The sequence below is a fragment of the Acinetobacter sp. 1130196 genome (genome assembly GCF_000588095.1).
In the GTDB taxonomy this organism is placed as follows: Bacteria; Pseudomonadota; Gammaproteobacteria; order Pseudomonadales; family Moraxellaceae; genus Acinetobacter; species Acinetobacter nosocomialis.
Genome location: NZ_JFWX01000020.1, coordinates 19,531 through 34,496 on the forward strand (window position 1 = coordinate 19,531; position 14,966 = coordinate 34,496).

The following is a 14,966-nucleotide window of genomic DNA, read 5'->3' on the forward strand; positions in this document are numbered from 1 at the left end:
ATCTGAACTATCACCTTGTTTCCAGTTAACCAACCTTAACTGCTGAACAGCTTTCCTAAGTTATTTCAAATTTAGAAAGAATCACACAAGTCTAATAATCGATTTGCATAGCCCCATTCATTATCGTACCAAGCAAATACTTTAGCTTGATGCCCAACAACCATAGTTTGAGTTAAATCAACAATAAGTGAATAAGGCGAATGATTAAAATCACTTGAAACGAGTGGCTCATCAGTCACTGCCATAATTTCCGCATAATCTGTTTGAGACGCCTTAATCAACAATTTATTAATATGATGAACAGTAATTGGTGATTGTGCGATAAAAGTTAAATCAATGGCAGCCACATTAATGGTGGGAACTCGAATTGAATAACCATCAATACGGTCTTCCATTTTAGGCATTACACGTTTTAATGCACCCAGTGCACTAGACGTAGTTGGAATAATATTTTGACCAGAAGCTCTGGCACGACGTAAATCACGGTGCGCATGGTCAAGCACAGACTGATCTGCTGTTACGGCATGAATTTCTGTCATGAGCGCAGTTTCAATCCCAAATGCGTCATCAATGATTTTTACTAACGGCACTAAAGCCTGTGTCGTACATGACACACTTGATATGATTTGATCAGACGCTTTCACATCGGCATGGTTAACGCCATAGACAATTGCAGCATCGACATGGTCAAAAGGTGCAGCCCCAATAATGACTCTTTTTGCCCCAGCTTCTAAGTGGCGGGGTGCATCAGCATGAGAACGGAACAAGCCTGTACATTCGAGTACAACATCAATTTGCAAGCTTGCCCACGGTAAAAGTTCTGGCTGTTTTTGCTGTAAAACTTCAACTTTCAAATTTCTTTGGTTAGATTGAATATTTAAATAAATCTTTTCATTTTCAATCGCTATGTCAACTTTGCCATTAAAACGACCATGAGTTGAATCATATTTAAATAAATGCACTAGTGTCTGTACATCTGCTATATCGTTAATCGCCACGATTTCAAAATGAAATTGTTTCGGGCTTTCAAACCATGCACGTAAAACATTACGTCCAATCCGGCCAAACCCATTAATGGCGATACGTTGCATGACCTATCCTTATCTACAAAACCAGAAACGAAAGAAGGCATATAGTAAAACACGTGAAGGCCAATTGAATATAGATTTTTAGCCAAATCACAGTTTTGTAAGATATTCCCTCTAAAATCGTTGGTTCGGTGGGGTTTTTCCGTTACAATTTAGCGTTTTTTAAAAATAAGCCCCGTATCACATGCAAGATTTGTGAATAAATAAACTTGTGGTGATGCTTTTAGCCAAATTCGAAAATATGGAGTGACTTGGTTGTGAGTACTCGTTTAATGACATCTGCTGAAATTCGTGAAGCATTTTTGCGCTACTTTGAAACGCAAGGGCATACACGTGTTGCATCGAGTTCTCTTGTTCCTGCCAACGACCCAACTTTATTATTTACAAATGCTGGGATGAACCAGTTTAAAGACTGTTTTTTAGGTCTTGAAAAACGTGATTATGTACGTGCAACAACATCACAAAAATGTGTACGTGCAGGCGGTAAACACAACGATTTAGATAACGTCGGCTATACAGCTCGTCACCATACATTCTTTGAAATGTTAGGTAACTTCTCATTTGGTGACTATTTCAAACGTGATGCACTTAAGTTTGCTTGGGAGTTTTTAACCAGCGAACAATGGCTAGCTTTACCGAAAGATCGCTTATATGTAACGGTTTATCATACAGATGACGAAGCTTATGACATCTGGAATAAAGAAATTGGTTTAGCTCCAGAGCGTATTATCCGTATTGGTGATAACAAAGGCGAAAAATACGCATCAGATAACTTCTGGGCAATGGGTGATACAGGTCCTTGTGGTCCATGTTCTGAAATTTTCTTTGACCACGGTGACCACATTTGGGGTGGCTTACCTGGTTCTCCTGAAGAAGATGGCGACCGTTTCATTGAAATCTGGAATAACGTTTTCATGCAGTTTAACCGTACTGCTGATGGCGTACTTCACCCTCTTCCAGCGCCATCTGTAGATACAGGTATGGGCTTAGAGCGTATTTCTGCAGTATTGCAACATGTTAATTCAAACTATGACATTGACCTGTTCCAACACTTATTAAAAGCTGCTGCAAACATTATTGGTATTGAAGATGAAGGTCAGCCTTCTTTACGTGTCGTTGCAGACCATGCGCGTTCTTGCTGCTTCTTAATTGCTGATGGTGTAAACCCAAGCAATGAAGGTCGTGGTTATGTATTACGTCGTATTATTCGCCGTGCTGTTCGTCATGGTAACAAGCTTGGTGCAACAGGTACGTTCTTCTACAAAATGTTGCAACCATTAATTGAAGTGATGGGTCAGGCTTACCCTGAGTTAGAAGCTCGTCGTGATGTGATTGAAGCAACTTTAATTCGTGAAGAAGAACAGTTTGCTAAAACACTTGAGCAAGGCTTAAAACTTCTCGAAGGTGAACTTGCTCAGTTAAAAGATAAAACTATTCCGGGTGCGACTGTATTTAAACTTTACGACACTTATGGCTTCCCGACAGACTTAACGGCTGATATTGCACGTGAACGTGGCTTTATTATTGATGAAGCCGGTTTTGAAGTTGAAATGGCTGCACAGCGTCAACGTGCACGTGATGCTGGTAAGTTTGCAGTTGACTATAACAGCATTGTAAAAGTCGAAGGCGAAACTCAGTTTGACGGTTATATCAACACAACTGGTCAAGGTCAGATTGTAGCGATCTATAAAGATGGCGTACAAGTTGACGAAGTTTCTGAAGGCGACGAAGCACTTATCGTTTTAAACCAAACTCCTTTCTATGCTGAAAGTGGTGGTCAGATTGGTGATACTGGTATCTTCAAAAATGAAACAGGTATTTTTGAAGTTCAAGACACTAAAAAGTCTGGTGGTGCCTTTGTTCATCAAGGTATTGTGACTGTTGGTAACCTCAAAGCAAATCAAAATGTAGAAGCGATTGTTAAAGCAGACATTCGTGAAGCTACTGCGCGTAACCACTCAGCAACCCACTTGTTACATGCTGCCCTTCGTCAAATTTTAGGTTCTCATGTACAACAAAAAGGTTCTTTAGTTGCAAGTGATATCTTACGTTTTGACTTTGCAAATGACCAACCTGTTTCATTTGAACAATTACAACAAGTTGAACGTCTCGTAAATGCTGAAATCATTGCCAATACTCCAGTGACGACTGAGCTTCTCGACATTGAAGCAGCAAAAGCAAAAGGCGCAATGATGCTGTTCGGTGAAAAATACGGCGATGAAGTTCGTGTACTTTCTATGGGTTCAGTTATTGATGAGAAAAACTTCTCAATCGAACTTTGTGGCGGTATTCACGTAAAACGTACAGGTGATATTGGTTTATTCAAAATCACTTCTGAAGGTGGTGTAGCTGCTGGTGTACGTCGTATTGAAGCAGTGACTGGCACTAAAGCATTAGAAGTGGTACAAAAAGCTGATCATGATATTCAGCACATTAATAGCTTACTAAAAGCACAGAAAGACCAAACAGTTGAGCGTGTACAAGCCAATGTAGAATTGGTTTCTGCATTACAAAAGCAGATTGAACAGCTCAACCAGAAATTGGCAAACTTCCAAGCGGCTGATTTGATTGACCAAGTTCAAACCATTGCTGGTCGTCAAACGCTTATTACTACTGTTCAAGGGGTTGATGCCAAAGCGCTTCGCAACTTACATGACAGTGTAAAATCAAAATTAGAGAACGCAGTGATTGTGTTAGCAGGTGTAGAGGGTGACAAAGTCAGCCTGCTTGCATCAGTCGCGTCACAATACACTGCAAATCTAAAAGCAGGTGACATCATCAAACATCTAGCAACTGAACTAGGTGGTAAAGGTGGTGGTAAACCTGACTTAGCACAAGGTGGCGCGCCACTTAACGAGAAGTTTGGACAAGTGATCGCAGCATTGCCTGCATGGCTTGAACAAAAATAAGACTTCACTTTTTGTGTAACTGACCCTGAAAAGCCTCTCAGGGTCATGGCTTATATGGAACAACTATGGCATTAATCGTTCAAAAATATGGCGGTACTTCTATGGGTACCCCCGAGCGCATTTTAAATGTTGCTCGTCGTGTGAAGCGTTGGCATGATCACGGTCACAAGGTTGTTGTGGTCGTATCTGCAATGAGTGGTGAAACAAACCGCTTACTTGCCCTCGCTAAAGCCATTACCGAAACACCTGACCCACGCGAGTTAGACCAAATGGTTTCAACCGGTGAACAGGTGACGATTTCCATGTTAGCTATGGCACTTAATTCGATTGGTGTGGAAGCTAAATCCTATACCGGACGTCAAGTCGGTATTAAAACTGACAGTGCATTTACCAAGGCGCGTATTGAGTCGATTGACACAGATGTCATGACCAATGACCTAGATGCAGGCCGTGTTATTGTAGTTGCAGGCTTCCAAGGCTTTGACGCTAATGGAAACACAACTACTCTAGGACGTGGTGGTTCAGATACTTCTGGTGTTGCGATTGCTGCTGCACTTAAAGCAGATGAATGCCAAATCTATACTGACGTTGATGGTGTTTACACTACAGATCCTCGTGTTGCTCCTAAAGCGAAGAAAATTGATCGTATTTCTTTTGAAGAAATGCTAGAAATGGCATCATTAGGTTCAAAAGTTTTACAAATTCGCTCAGTAGAATTTGCCGGAAAATATCAAGTTCCTTTACGCGTATTATCAAGCTTTGATAATGATGACGACGGCGCATTTGACGACGAATTTAAAGAAAATGTAGGTACACTCATTACTACTGAGGCAGAAGACACTATGGAACAGCCAATCATTGCAGGTATTGCTTTTAACCGTGACGAAGCAAAATTAACGATTTTAGGTGTACCTGATGAACCAGGTATTGCTTCTAAAATTTTATCACCAGTAAGTGATGCCAACATTGAAGTGGACATGATAGTCCAAAATGTTGAAGAAGATGGCACAACAGATTTTACGTTTACTGTAAACCGTGTTGATTTAGCGAAAGCTGAAAAAATCTTAAATGAAACTGCCAAAAATATTGGTGCACGCGAAGTTTCAACACGTGACGATATTGTAAAAGTTTCAATTGTTGGTGTGGGTATGCGCTCACACGCTGGTGTAGCAAGCAAGATGTTTACTGCCCTCGCAGACGAAGGTATTAATATCCTTATGATCTCAACATCTGAAATTAAGGTGTCTGTCATCATTGATGAGAAATATCTTGAACTTGCAGTTCGTTGCCTACATACCGCTTTTGGTTTAGATCGCGAACACGGTGAAAGCAGCGCCCGCGCTTAATTTTACCAACCGGTCAAGAATTCATTAAAAAATGTTTACTTGTCCGACAATAATCAAAGAAAACACAGAGCCGCTATAGTTTTTTTTATAGCGGCTCTGTTATATTAAACGGAAAGTTTTTTGGCAGAGATTATCAAAATATGACTTTGTTCTCATATTTCTGTTAGAATCTGACTGAAAACTGAGGTTGAGCTTTTTATTTGGGTACCAATATTGCAGTTTTAAGCGTTTAGCAAGGAGATAAACATGCTGATTCTGACCCGCCGTGTCGGGGAAACATTAATGATTGGGGATCAAGTCAGTGTTACTGTGCTTGGCGTCAAAGGAAACCAGGTTCGAATTGGTGTGAATGCGCCAAAAGAGGTTTCTGTTCATCGCGAAGAAATTTATCAACGTATTCAACATGAACGTGCAATGCATGAACACCTTCAACATCTTGATCAAGATTATCAAGTTTCATATGAAGATGATAATTATGCACAGAAAAACTTCAATCGTTAGTATGAAGTTATTCTCTCCCTAATTAAAGCGACTTTATAGTCGCTTTAAATTTTTTGGGAGTATATAAATTTATAGCCCTAATGCACGTTTTACAGGTGCATAACTACGACGATGCTGATCGATTACCCCGTGAGCTGCAATCGCTTCAAAATGCGCTTTAGTTGGATAACCCTTATGTTTGGCAAAACCAAATAATGGATATTGCTGATCTAATTCTGCCATTTGTCGATCACGTGTGACTTTTGCCAAGATACTCGCTGCACTAATCTCGGCATGGCTCGCATCCCCTCCGACAATCGCTTCACAAGGAATAATGATGCCTTTTGGAATTTGGTTGCCATCTACAATGACTTTTTGAGGCTGTGTTTTTAGACCATCCACGGCACGTTGCATAGCCAAAAAAGTTGCTTGCAAGATATTCAGCTCATCAATCTCTGCATGGGTAGCTTCTGCTATTGACCATGCCAAAGCTTTTTCCTGAATTTCGATAAACAACTTTTCACGTTTCTTTTCAGTTAATTTTTTAGAATCATTCAAACCTAAAATTGGATTGTTCGGATCTAAAATAACAGCTGCAGCAACAACTGAACCCACTAGTGGGCCTCGCCCCGCCTCATCTACGCCTGCAACAAACATGTATACTCCAATAAAAAAAGAGGCCGATCAATATGAGTCAGCCTTCTTTGAAACTCAAATTATTAATTACTTTTGCAAAGCTTCTGCTACACAAGCGTTTACAGTATTAGAGACAACCTGATTTACAACTGTTGCACGTGCCGCAGGGTCAAGTGCAGCAGTAGCCAAATCAACTGCTGTAACACTGTTTGGTGCCTTTTCACTTACGCAACCACAAACATTAGTTTGAATACTATCACGTTGTTCAGCAGTCATAAGCTTGGTTGCTGTTTTCCATGCAGCAACATTATTAATTTCTGTAATACATTTCGCGTTTACAGCCACTTTTAATGCAGTCATGCCTAACTGTTGAGTTGCTGTTTCTGTAGAACCTGCACCAGGCGTGGTCGCACATGCCGTTAAAGCTAAAACAACTGGTGCCATAGCAAGCATCAATTTTTTCATCATTTTTTCCTTTGATCGAACGTAAGCAGCGCGTATTTTGCCTAAACTTGTGCTTAGAAGAAACAAATAAATTGATGCATTTGTGCAATCTAACTCTGTTATTTTCCAACTCAAGTTGACTATGTTTCTTCAATTAAAGCGTTCTGTTTATAGCACGCTCCGTTACGAGAACAACATTTCTCAAAATCAACCCTTTCTCATAAAATCTAGCACTAAAATGACAAAAAAATAGGGTCTTTTATGCCTGCCTCATCCTCTCAATACTACAACCGTACTGCACAGATTCTGCATTGGGTCATGGCAATCATTTTCATTACCGCTTGGGTGATTGGCTTTTATAGTGGAAACTTTTTAAGTTACGATGCTGATGGTAGCTTTAAAGGTGATGTCATTACACTACATAAAAACATTGCCACAACCATTATTTTTCTAGTAGTTATTCGCCTTTTCTGGCGTTACACCCACCCAGCCCCACAGCTGCCTGACACCATGTCACCCACTATGAAAACCCTAGCTCACATCGGACATTTATTGCTTTATGTGATTTTAGTGGCTTTACCTGTGACAGGATGTTTATTTAGCTGGAGTGCTGGTCATCCTGCCCCTGTTTTATATTTATTTGAAATTCCACGTTTAGTACAAGATAACCCTGAGATATTAGCGATTGTTAAACCATTGCATATCTATATTTCATGGTTTGCAGGTTTACTTATTGTTGGACATGTTCTGGCAGCTTTAAAACATCACTTTGTGGATAAAGATAATGTTTTAAATAGTATGACTAAACAACCTAAATAAATTCTATGTTAAAAAAAACCGCCTATCACAGGCGGTTTTTTTATTTAGATTTTCTGAATTTCTGAAATCCACTTTTGTTTCTCTTCATCTGAGATGAAAGAGGCTTCAAAAGAGTTAATTGCGAGTTGCTTCAACTCATCATTACTTAAATCTAAGGCCTGCTGAATAGCAATAAAGTTATCATTCATATAACCGCCAAAATATGAAGGATCATCCGAGTTAACAGTCACATGTACGCCTTTTTGTAAAAGACGGCGGATGTTGTGATCTTTCATATCCTTAACGACACATAGCTTTAAGTTACTTAAAGGACAAACCGTTAATGGCATTTTTTCATTAATTAGACGAGCCATTAATTGTTCGTCTTCTTCAGAACGCACGCCGTGATCAATACGGTTTACTTTGAGCAAGTCTAAAGCTTCCCATACATATTCAGGTGGGCCTTCTTCGCCTGCGTGAGCCACGATTAAGAAACCTTCCTCACGTGCCTTAGCAAAAACACGTTCAAACTTAGCTGGTGGATGGCCTACTTCACTTGAATCAAGTCCAACAGCAATAATGTCTTCTTTAAACGGTAAAGCTTGCTCAAGCGTTTCAAATGCAGCTTCTTCGCTTAAATGGCGCAAGAAACACATAATAAGCTGAGAGCTAATACCAAATTTGGTTTTTGCGTCAGCACATGCACGTTTAAGCCCATTGATCACCGTTGCAAACGCAATACCACGGTCGGTATGAGTTTGCGGGTCGAAGAACATTTCTGTATGAACGACACGATCTTCTGCACATTTCTCAAAATATGCCCATGCTAAATCATAAAAATCTTGCTCATGAACAAGAACATTTGCACCAGCATAGTAAATATCTAAAAATGATTGAAGATTATGAAAGTTATAAGCTTGCTTTACTTCTTCAACAGATTTGTAAGGAATCTGAATCTGATTACGCTGTGCAATAGCAAACATTAATTCAGGTTCAAACGTCCCTTCAATATGCACATGCAACTCGGCTTTTGGTAAGGCCTGAATCAGCTCGACTTGATTCATATTAACTCCACATCTAAAGAAAAAAGGGTGTGGTAAGCACACCCTTCTATAATTTCCTTCTTATATCTCTATCAATAAAATAGTTCTAGAAGGAAATTATGAAAAATCATATTAACCGCCAAAAGCGATAAATTTAAATACCCAAAGAGCAGCAATAATCCATACCATGTATGGAACAGTTTTTGCCTTACCTGTGAATAATTTAACTAATGCATAGCTGATGAAGCCCATAGCAATACCATCTGCAATTGAGTACGCAAATGGCATAAATACAATCGTTAAAAAGGCTGGAACAGCTTCTGTAATATCATCCCAATCAATGTGCGTGATCCCTTGGATCATGAGTACACCAATGAACAACAAAGCTGGAGCTGTTGCAAAACCTGGCACAGATTGAGCAAGAGGTGCCAAGAATAAACAGCAAATAAATAAGAAAGCGACCACTACTGCAGTTAAACCTGTACGTCCACCTGCTGCTACACCTGAAGCCGATTCAATATATGGCGTAGTTGATGATGTACCCAATGCTGCGCCAGCAACAATTGCAGTAGAGTCAGCAAATAGTGCTTTTTTCAAACGTGGCAATTTACCATCTTTTAAAAGGCCCGCACGGTGTGAAACACCTACCAAAGTACCCGTACTGTCAAACAAGTCAACAATAAAGAATACAAAGATCACACCCACCATACTTGCAGTAAACAGACCTTTAAAGTCCATTTGCATAAATGTTGGTGCAATTGAAGGAATCTGCCCTACTACACCTTTAAATTCATTTAAACCTAAAGCAGTCGCAATTGCTGTCACCACCAAAATACTAATAATGATGGCACCACGGACTTTAAGCTGATGTAAAACAACAATAAGTAAAAAGCCAAATAAAGCCAGTAGTACAGTAGGTTGTTTAATATCGCCCAAACCCACTAATGTTGCTTTATTTGCAACAATAATTCCGGCATTTTTTAGCGCAATAAGCGCCAGGAATAAGCCAATACCACCACCTATCGCAAATTTAAGCGACATTGGAATTGCATTAACAATCGCTTCACGAACTTTAAAGAAGCTGATTGCAAGAAATACAACGCCTGAAACAAAAACAGCAGCTAAAGCTGTCTGCCATGGCACCCCCATACCCATACATACCGAATAGGTAAAATAAGCATTAAGCCCCATGCCCGGTGCTAAGGCGATTGGATAATTGGCAATAATACCCATCACTAAACAACCGATTGCTGCTGCCAAACAGGTCGCAACGAATACGGCGCCATGATCCATGCCGGTTTCAGATAAAATGAGTGGATTGACAATGATGATGTAACACATCGTTAAAAACGTAGTTACACCAGCAAGAACTTCTGTTCGAAACGTGGTTTTATTGTCGCTTAACTTAAATAAACGCTCTAACCAGCCTGCCGAAGAATTGGGCGCCGCCATAAGTAGCCTCTATGCAAAATCTGAGCTGTGGAATATGTACTTCTATGTAGGTATCTGAGCAATCTTGTTTTTCTGATCAGATCTCTAGACAAAAATCTTCAATAGACGAAGCAACAAATATGCCACTCATTCGATTTCTGCTGTCATACACAGAAAATAGCCACAGCCCCTCTTGAAACACAAAAAAGCTGCATAACCCCTATGCAGCTTTTTTACTATACGTTCAATAAGTTTAACAGATTCAAAAGCAACATGATCAAAATTTATGAAAAGATATGATCAATGGCACAGTTTTTAAATCAAATAATAATGACTACTTTGCTTAGAAAAACACTTTTTTATCGCTGATATATTTTTGCAAATTATATGAAGCTAAATTGCTATGACTAATACGATTAGGATTTCGCTCAATTGTTTGCAAATTTTTTTCAGCTTCCTGAATAATCCTCATGAGCTCTTGATGTCTTTTATTTTGGGTATCTAAATACGCCCAGTACCCTAGTACAAACACGATACTCACACACAACACTATTAATACTTTATTGATCATTATTATTATCTCTATGTTTTTAATGTTAATGATCTTAACAAAAAATAACCAGTTTGTGAATATTTTCACATTTATTTACAATAATTATTAATCACTCAATCTATTGATATAAAAAATGTTTTCTAATTTGCAATTTTAAAAAAGAGTAAAAATAATACTTTTCACTTAAAAATTCATTTTTAAAAATAACTATATTTTTTTAACAAAAACTTATATAGCCTTATTCACCTACTTTTATTTTTAAGTATATTTAAATTTATTTTTCAATTTAACTTCATTAAATTATTGTTCAATCCGTTCAATAATAAAAAGCCCATTTCAATAAATTAAAATGGGCTTTTATAAAGTCATTAACCAGCAACTTCTTCAGCTTTAGGTTTTGCTTTTATCAAATCAGCTTCATAAACCACATCATATTCTTCTAACTTTAAATGATGTAAACGCTGTTTAAGCTTTTTTAACGACCATGGCCATGCCGCGAAGTTGCGACCATTTGCATCGAGATAGTAACTTTTACATCCCCCGCTATTGAATACTGTGGTTTGTAGATGTTTTTGTACCAAGTCGTTGTGCTTTTTAATCACTTCTGATTTCACTGAAAGCTTAGCAATACCTTTTGCCTTCATTTGTAGCAAACCATCTATAATATATTGCAGTTGTGCTTCGGCAAGACCAATAAATGAGTCATAGACCAAAACATTTGGCCCAAGCATAAGAAATGCATTAGGTACATTTTCAATATTGGTTCCTAAATAAGCTTCTGGTGAGGAGTCTTTCCAAAGCTCAGCCAAACATTCCCCTTTTTCGTTATGTACACGTTTACCAATAGGGGGATGAGACACTTCAAATCCAGTACCCCAAATAATCACATCAACTTCGTGGCGTTCACCATTAGCTGCAATCACCGTATTGCCTTCGACTTTAACTAGACCATGTGGAATAAGCGTAGTGTTAGGTGCCTGTAACGCTGGATAATAGTTATTGGCAAACAAAATACGCTTACAGCCAATATCGAAATTAGGCGTTACGTTTTTACGCAAGACTGGATCTTTGATTTGCAGCTTTAACAATTGTTTTGCAGCAAAATTGACAGGCTTTAAAGCTTTTGGGTTGCGTAGGCAAAAATTAATGACATTTAAAGTCCCCGCCACAGTCTGTCGCCAAGTCGCTTGAATAGCTGGATATTTGGCAATGACAGATTTACTCAACTCGCCCAAGTCCGTATCGGGCTTCGGTAGTACCCAAGGTGCTGTACGTTGGAATACAAACAACTCTTTGGCTTTAGGTTGAATTTGTGGCACAAACTGAATAGCAGATGCACCAGTACCAATTACAGCAATGCGTTTTCCAGTTAAGTCATAGTCATGGTTCCATTTTGCCGAATGGAACATTTCACCAGTAAAGGTATCTAAACCTTCAAGACGTGGAATTTGTGCTTCGGTAATTGGACCTGTAGCAAATAAAACTGTTTTAGCGATATACAAACCAGAGCTTGTCTCTAGCTTCCAGATATTTTTTTGGTTATCCCACTCTGCTTTTAATAATTCGGTATTGAATTCGATTAAGGACTCAATATCAAACTCACGACTAACATCTTCTAAATAACTTAAAATTTCCGGTTGGCGTGCAAATAAATGGCTCCATTTTGCACTTGGGGCAAAGGAGTAAGAATAAAGTGACGACGGTACATCACAACCACAGCCCGGATAGGTATTTTCACGCCAAGTGCCACCGACGCGGCTGGCTTTTTCAATAATTTTAAAATTGGTTAAGCCTGCTTCGTTTAGCTTAATTGCTGCAGCTAAGCCAGAAATACCTGCACCGACAATAAAAGTGTCATAAACATGTGCAACTTCTTGGGTTTTACGTGTGCGTGTATTTGTTCTAGGTTTAGTGACCATAATTTTTCTGCCTATACAAAATTTTATTTAAATAGCTGATACGAAAGCCCAAGGAACTTTGCATATAGGGTTGGAGACGTTCTTTTCATAAGCCAGAATAATTTGGCGTCGATCTGTGGCGTGGTATACAGCTGCCCTCGATCTAATCGATTCAATGTTAAAGCCGCAACTGCGTCACTGGTTGTCATGGCATAGTTCATGAGTGCATGGTCTGCAAGCTTGGAATAACGGCCCGGAATCCGACCATTTTTAATGATATTGGTAGGTACCAAAGTTGGGCACAGCACATTGACCTTAATATTGAATTTGCGTAGCTCGGCTGAAAGGGTTTCTGATAATGCCAATACACCGGCTTTCGTTACATTGTAGACACTCATTTCTGGTGCTGCGGTATAAGACGCCGCAGAAGCTACATTAATAATTGCACCGTAACCTAGTTTTTTGAGCTTTGGCACAAATGCATGACAACCATGAATAACACCCCATAGGTTTACATGCATACACCATTTCCAGTCTTCCAAACTCATTTCATCAAATTTGCCGCCTAGCCCTACGCCGGCATTATTAATGATGAGTGTTACTGGATGATCAAGTAACTGTTCTGCTTGATCAGCCAAAGCCTGTACTTGTTCTGCTTGCCCAACATCACACTGGACTGCAAATGCTTTTTGTCCAAGCTGTTCAATTAACTTTACAGTTTCTTTTGCAGCTTCTAAATTAATATCTGCACATACTACGTTGCCACCGCGCTTCGCTAGTTCAACTGCAAAGCTACGACCAATTCCACTGCCTGCCCCAGTTACGACCGCATATGCGTTTCGGCTAGGCTGGTCTTTCTTACCAAATAAAATCATAGTAAATCCTAAAAAACTTTAGGTAGACGGCAGTAATTTTCGTATTACTGCCATGACTAATACGCTTATGAAACTGCACGAACTGGTGGTGTAAATTCCTTCACAAAGTAAGGCGCTATAGCACCGCCCTCGTTAAGTAATTTGTTTTTGTAGTACTCAAGGTATTCGGTCGTGTCATGATCATTTGGGTGGAAGTTAGGACGTAAGTAATCAAAAATCTGGCCAATAGTGCTACCAAATACACCATCTTTTGGACTAAAAATTAAGTTGACGCCACGACGTGCATCTTTCCAGAATTTCTTAGTTAGCATTTCTTGTGGTTTACGTAGTACGGGTACAAATAAAGTTGCTGTTGGAATAAGTCCTAAAATAGTGATGAAAGCCATTAAAAAGCCGGTTGCACGTAACGGATAATTACCGTTTAAAACCTGATAGACATCATAAGCAATATCTTTATGCTCAGATTCTTCAAGCATATGCCACATCCATAAAGCACGGCTTTTGGCATCGTCGGTATAATAGAAATTCTTTTCATGCTTCATCATGTATTCGGCAAGTACTGCCGTAAAGTGCTCAATCCCCGCCATAAGTGAAAGCTTTAACGGCTGTGGGAATTTTAAAAACACATATTTAAAGAAGTTTTCACCTAAGAAACGATAAAAATCGACCGGATATTCCAGCTCTTTAATTGCATCATTGAACTCATTATGCAATTTTGAATGGATGGCTTCTTGACCAATAAGGGAAGTAACTCGCTGTTTTAAAATCGGGTCTTGAATAAATTCACGGTGGTGACGAGCTGTTTCAATCACCAAATCTTCACCATAGGTCAAGAAAACCGAAAGCGTTGCAAAGAACAATGTTGCAAACTGGTTGTTGACGTAAAACTCGATATCAATTTCTTTACCATCAAATCCGATATTTAAATGGCGAATTGGGATAGTTCCTTTATTTGAGAAATCTATCTTTTGATACTGAGCTATAACTGATTTAGGAGAAATAATATTTCGGATAGCTTGAGCGACCATTTTTGACACCCTATAAAATTTGTTAAATACAAGGCAGCGTCGAATCAAACAGGTAAAGTTGTCTTTAGATTATTTCTTGCAATCTTTAACTGCTCTAGAACAAAAATTTGCTCGAATACATCTGCCTTGCCATGTTTTATGAACCTAAGTGTTGTTAAGTTCACCAAATCAGATTAAATAGTGCGCTTGATGTACCACTCGAACAAGGACAAAAAAAGCCAACCTACTTTGAAACTTTTTGCCAACTTAAATATTTTTTGATTATTTCAAACAACTTATATAACCTACTCTTATTCATAATTATTTAAATAAAATACATTTGTCCTAAAATGATAAAAATATGGCTTTAAAAGATAAAAAATGAAATATTATGCCTACCCTTCCTCGCATCTCATATCAAAATTTCAGCGTTCCAAAAATCACACTAAGCTTTCTGT

13 protein-coding genes are annotated in these 14,966 nt (G+C 38.9%); 4 read left to right on the plus strand and 9 right to left on the minus strand.

The window, feature by feature from the left end; all coding sequences use genetic code 11:
* Positions 1-71 precede the first annotated feature (71 nt).
* Positions 72-1,091: a type I glyceraldehyde-3-phosphate dehydrogenase gene (locus tag J671_RS15335; protein ID WP_031982774.1), complete on the minus strand. Its 1,020-nt coding sequence runs from the start codon at positions 1,089-1,091 to the stop codon at positions 72-74.
* Between the two features lie 269 nt (positions 1,092-1,360).
* Here J671_RS15335 and alaS point away from each other — a divergent pair, with 269 nt between their 5' ends.
* The 3 genes from alaS to csrA all read left to right on the plus strand — a co-directional run bounded on the left by alaS (position 1,361) and on the right by csrA (position 5,844).
* Complete coding sequence (gene alaS, locus J671_RS15340; protein WP_004709855.1) at positions 1,361-3,997, plus strand: alanine--tRNA ligase; 2,637 nt, start codon at positions 1,361-1,363, stop codon at positions 3,995-3,997.
* Positions 3,998-4,062: 65 nt separating this feature from the next.
* Positions 4,063-5,343 (plus strand): aspartate kinase, encoded by a 1,281-nt coding sequence (locus tag J671_RS15345; protein ID WP_001185176.1) that lies wholly within the window; start codon positions 4,063-4,065, stop codon positions 5,341-5,343.
* Between the two features lie 246 nt (positions 5,344-5,589).
* Positions 5,590-5,844, plus strand: coding sequence for a carbon storage regulator CsrA (csrA, locus tag J671_RS15350; RefSeq protein ID WP_000906487.1), 255 nt, complete (start codon positions 5,590-5,592; stop codon positions 5,842-5,844).
* A gap of 69 nt (positions 5,845-5,913) precedes the next feature.
* On the opposite strand, the gene rnhB is transcribed toward csrA, so the two are convergent.
* Positions 5,914-6,480 (minus strand): ribonuclease HII, encoded by a 567-nt coding sequence (gene rnhB / locus J671_RS15355; protein ID WP_000495832.1) that lies wholly within the window; start codon positions 6,478-6,480, stop codon positions 5,914-5,916.
* Between the two features lie 66 nt (positions 6,481-6,546).
* Positions 6,547-6,924: a hypothetical protein gene (locus tag J671_RS15360; RefSeq protein WP_002156817.1), complete on the minus strand. Its 378-nt coding sequence runs from the start codon at positions 6,922-6,924 to the stop codon at positions 6,547-6,549.
* Positions 6,925-7,164: 240 nt separating this feature from the next.
* On the opposite strand from J671_RS15360, the gene J671_RS15365 reads away from it, so the two are divergent.
* The gene (locus J671_RS15365; RefSeq protein WP_004888054.1) at positions 7,165-7,722 is read left to right on the plus strand and encodes a cytochrome b; all 558 of its coding nucleotides are present in this window, start codon (positions 7,165-7,167) and stop codon (positions 7,720-7,722) included.
* A gap of 44 nt (positions 7,723-7,766) precedes the next feature.
* Here J671_RS15365 and J671_RS15370 read toward each other — a convergent pair whose 3' ends face one another.
* The 6 genes from J671_RS15370 to J671_RS15395 all read right to left on the minus strand — a co-directional run bounded on the left by J671_RS15370 (position 7,767) and on the right by J671_RS15395 (position 14,529).
* Complete coding sequence (locus J671_RS15370; RefSeq protein ID WP_002156878.1) at positions 7,767-8,765, minus strand: adenosine deaminase; 999 nt, start codon at positions 8,763-8,765, stop codon at positions 7,767-7,769.
* A gap of 111 nt (positions 8,766-8,876) precedes the next feature.
* Complete coding sequence (locus J671_RS15375; protein ID WP_004888055.1) at positions 8,877-10,196, minus strand: NCS2 family permease; 1,320 nt, start codon at positions 10,194-10,196, stop codon at positions 8,877-8,879.
* Between the two features lie 322 nt (positions 10,197-10,518).
* Positions 10,519-10,746 (minus strand): hypothetical protein, encoded by a 228-nt coding sequence (locus tag J671_RS15380; protein WP_004709863.1) that lies wholly within the window; start codon positions 10,744-10,746, stop codon positions 10,519-10,521.
* 350 nt (positions 10,747-11,096) lie between these two features.
* Positions 11,097-12,647, minus strand: coding sequence for a flavin-containing monooxygenase (locus J671_RS15385; protein ID WP_031982776.1), 1,551 nt, complete (start codon positions 12,645-12,647; stop codon positions 11,097-11,099).
* A gap of 23 nt (positions 12,648-12,670) precedes the next feature.
* Positions 12,671-13,501, minus strand: a complete 831-nt coding sequence (locus J671_RS15390; protein WP_004709866.1) for an SDR family NAD(P)-dependent oxidoreductase — start codon at positions 13,499-13,501, stop codon at positions 12,671-12,673.
* 65 nt (positions 13,502-13,566) lie between these two features.
* Positions 13,567-14,529 carry a metal-dependent hydrolase gene (locus tag J671_RS15395; RefSeq protein ID WP_004709868.1) on the minus strand — a complete coding sequence of 321 codons (963 nt, stop codon included), beginning with the start codon at positions 14,527-14,529 and terminating at the stop codon, positions 13,567-13,569.
* Positions 14,530-14,966 lie beyond the last annotated feature (437 nt).